Genomic DNA, 2,650 nt, shown 5'->3' on the forward strand with positions numbered 1-2,650 from the left:
TCCTAACGCGGTATTCATTTTGGTGTATCGCTTCTGAATTTCACTCTTTACGTCAGTTGTGGCATTAGCAAATGCCATTACTGCTACGAATAAAACTACCAAACTGAGTACACTCGATATCTGAGTCTTTCTGTACGACATTTTGTCCCCCTATTTGTTTGAATGATCAACTACTTTATTTCAATTAACTGTTTGGTAGATTGGGTCAATATCTCATACCCATTATCGGTTACTACAACATCATCTTCGATGCGTACTCCACCAAAATCTTCTATATAAACACCCGGTTCAATGGTCCATACTTGACCTGACGCCAGCATTTCTTTTGAATTAGGATTTAACACACTTCCATCATGCACAGCAATGCCGAGACTATGACCAAGACCATGACCGAAATACTTCGCTAAATCCTGAGTTCCTAACAAGTCGCGAGCAACCGCATCCACTTCACAACCGGACACTCCAGGTTTAACCGCTTCAACAGCTTTCTGCTGAGCATCCAAAACGGCATTATATATTCGCCGGTGTTCATTATCCGCTTTACCTATAACTACCGTTCTCGTTATATCGGAATTATAACCATCAAGCTTAGCTCCGAAATCAAGAGTCAGGAATTCCCCGTTTTTAATTGCACGATTGGTGGGCTGGCCATGAGGTAGCGCTGAACGTGGGCCACTGACAACAATGGGAGCAAACCCTATTTCGCCACCTTGCTTCCGAATGAAGAACTCGATTTCAAGTCCAATTTCGTACTCGGTCTTTCCTTCCTTGATGAATCCCAATATGTGCTCAAACGCGGCATCAACTATCTTGACCGCCTTTATAATTCGCTGTATTTCACTCTCATCCTTGACCAATCTCAAAGAACCCAGAAGATCCTTTAACGGGCGAAGCCTTATGCCAGGCATTTTTCTTCGCCAATTTCTTAATTGATCAACAGTAACTGCCGCTGGTTCAAATCGAAGTTCAATGATAGCTAACTCTTGTAACTGCTCATAAAGAAACTCTATCGCATCGACCGATGAGTTGTGGGTTTTAACCTCAAAGCCTTTACACTGTTCTGCTGCCTGAAGAGTATAACGCGAATCCGTCACAAATAAGGCCTTATCGAGTGTGATGATAGCATTTCCGGACGAACCTGTGAACCCGGAAACATAAAATACATTGTCCCGACTAGTGATGATCACAGCATCGAGCCGCATTTTCCTCATTCGCTTGCGAATTCGCTCAAGGCGACCATTCATGTTCTGGTTTCCTCAATCATGGCTTTAGCGGCTTGTAAGGCTAACAAATAACTCAATCCGCCAAACCCGATAACTTGGCCCATCGTAATCGGAGAAATCACCGAATGATGTCGCCACTCTTCCGGTCGACTGTGAATATTGCTCAAATGGACTTCAATTACAGGCAACCGAACGGCCGCCAACGCCTCACGAATGCCATAGCTATAATGTGTAAATGCCCCTGGGTTGATGATAATCACATCAGCCCAGTCCATCACATCATGAATAGCATCAATAATAGCGCCTTCATGGTTTGACTGGAGTATTTTGACTTCCAAATCCAACTGGTCCGCTTGATCTTTAATCCTACGATTGACTTCATCGAAAGTGGATTTGCCATATACATCCGGATCACGAACACCCAACAAGTTTATATTTGCACCGTGAAATACGGCTACTCGTACCATACCTGGTCGGATCATACATTGCCCTCTTTTTGTTTTTCAGCTTTATTTATATCAAGTTGGTCTAATTGAACTGCTTCTTCTTTTAGCATATGCGGAATGCCATCTACAATTAAATATGCCCGATTGCATTCATAGCATACAAGATAGTTCTCAATTAGAGTTAGTGGTTTTTGAGCCCCACAAGTCGGACACCTTAACACGCTTAATAAGTATTCATCAATCATGTATTTTTCATCCCTGTGAATCACTCATGAATAAGATACGCCATTATTGCATCGAACGTTCTCAATTGCTTATCGATGTTGAAATTCTACCATGCGAAATCTTATTGATGCTTATCCAACCAAACAACAGAACTTTCTTCTTGTAAAATCGTTTAATATTTAATAAGCTTGTGTGAAATAAGCTCAACTAACCTAGGGAGGAATCTGAGTAATGAGAGGCCGTATTGTTTTAGTCAGCGTTTTAATTCTAATTGTTGTCTTCGGCTGCCTGAGTGCATGGAAACTTAGCGCTAGAGCCGATACCGCTACCAATAATCGTGTTATGGTAGCGCAAGCTCCTGGATTTGATCCGAACGATCCCAATAATGTTCCTAATCAGCCCGGCGGGCCTGGCATGGGACCAGGGGGACCTGGGGGTAATAATCCCGGTGGCGGATACGGTGGCCGCAATAGTGGCGGAACGGGCGGTAATAGAGGTGGATTTACAGGTGGGTTTGGCGGTGGCGCCTCAGTGTCAGCTAATGCTGAATTCGTTTATGTCATCCGAGGTAGCACCCTATATCAGTTCTCTGCTAAGGATTTAGCTTTAGTCCGTAAAACTGAACTCCCTGCACCAACTGTTGATCCCGGACGAACTGTCATACGCCCCTGAGCCTTAGATTTACTCCACTGCTAATAGCACAACGCCATCTTCTCTTAACCTCGAAGATGGCGTTGACATTTATGCCATCTTTTT

4 protein-coding genes are annotated in these 2,650 nt (G+C 43.5%); 1 reads left to right on the forward strand and 3 read right to left on the reverse strand.

Annotation, left to right across the window (positions count from 1 at the left end; genetic code table 11):
• Positions 1–170: 170 nt before the first annotated feature.
• The 3 genes from WCO51_12115 to WCO51_12125 are packed head-to-tail and all read right to left on the reverse strand — an operon-like array spanning position 171 to position 1,914.
• A complete protein-coding gene (locus WCO51_12115) occupies positions 171–1,244 on the reverse strand; it encodes a Xaa-Pro peptidase family protein (GenBank protein MEI6513998.1) in 1,074 nt (357 codons plus the stop codon).
• Complete coding sequence (aroQ, locus tag WCO51_12120; GenBank protein MEI6513999.1) at positions 1,241–1,705, reverse strand: type II 3-dehydroquinate dehydratase; 465 nt, start codon at positions 1,703–1,705, stop codon at positions 1,241–1,243. The genes WCO51_12115 and aroQ overlap by 4 nt, the downstream gene beginning before the upstream one ends.
• A complete protein-coding gene (locus WCO51_12125; GenBank protein ID MEI6514000.1) occupies positions 1,702–1,914 on the reverse strand; it encodes a Trm112 family protein in 213 nt (70 codons plus the stop codon). Before WCO51_12125 ends, aroQ begins: the two co-directional genes overlap by 4 nt.
• A 211-nt stretch (positions 1,915–2,125) precedes the next feature.
• Between WCO51_12125 and WCO51_12130 the strand changes: the two genes are divergently transcribed.
• Entirely contained in the window at positions 2,126–2,566 is a 441-nt protein-coding gene (locus WCO51_12130) for a hypothetical protein (protein MEI6514001.1), read from the forward strand.
• The last annotated feature ends 84 nt before the right edge of the window (positions 2,567–2,650 follow it).

The sequence above is a fragment of the bacterium genome, assembly GCA_037131655.1.
GTDB lineage: Bacteria > Armatimonadota > Fimbriimonadia > Fimbriimonadales > JBAXQP01 > JBAXQP01.

Coding starts and splice junctions, on each gene's coding strand:
- WCO51_12115 (MEI6513998.1), bottom strand. CDS start 1,244: ATGAATGGTCGCCTTGAGCGAATTCGCAAGCGAATGAGGAAAATGCGG.
- aroQ (MEI6513999.1), bottom strand. CDS start 1,705: ATGATCCGACCAGGTATGGTACGAGTAGCCGTATTTCACGGTGCAAAT.
- WCO51_12125 (MEI6514000.1), bottom strand. CDS start 1,914: ATGATTGATGAATACTTATTAAGCGTGTTAAGGTGTCCGACTTGTGGG.
- WCO51_12130 (MEI6514001.1), top strand. CDS start 2,126: ATGAGAGGCCGTATTGTTTTAGTCAGCGTTTTAATTCTAATTGTTGTC.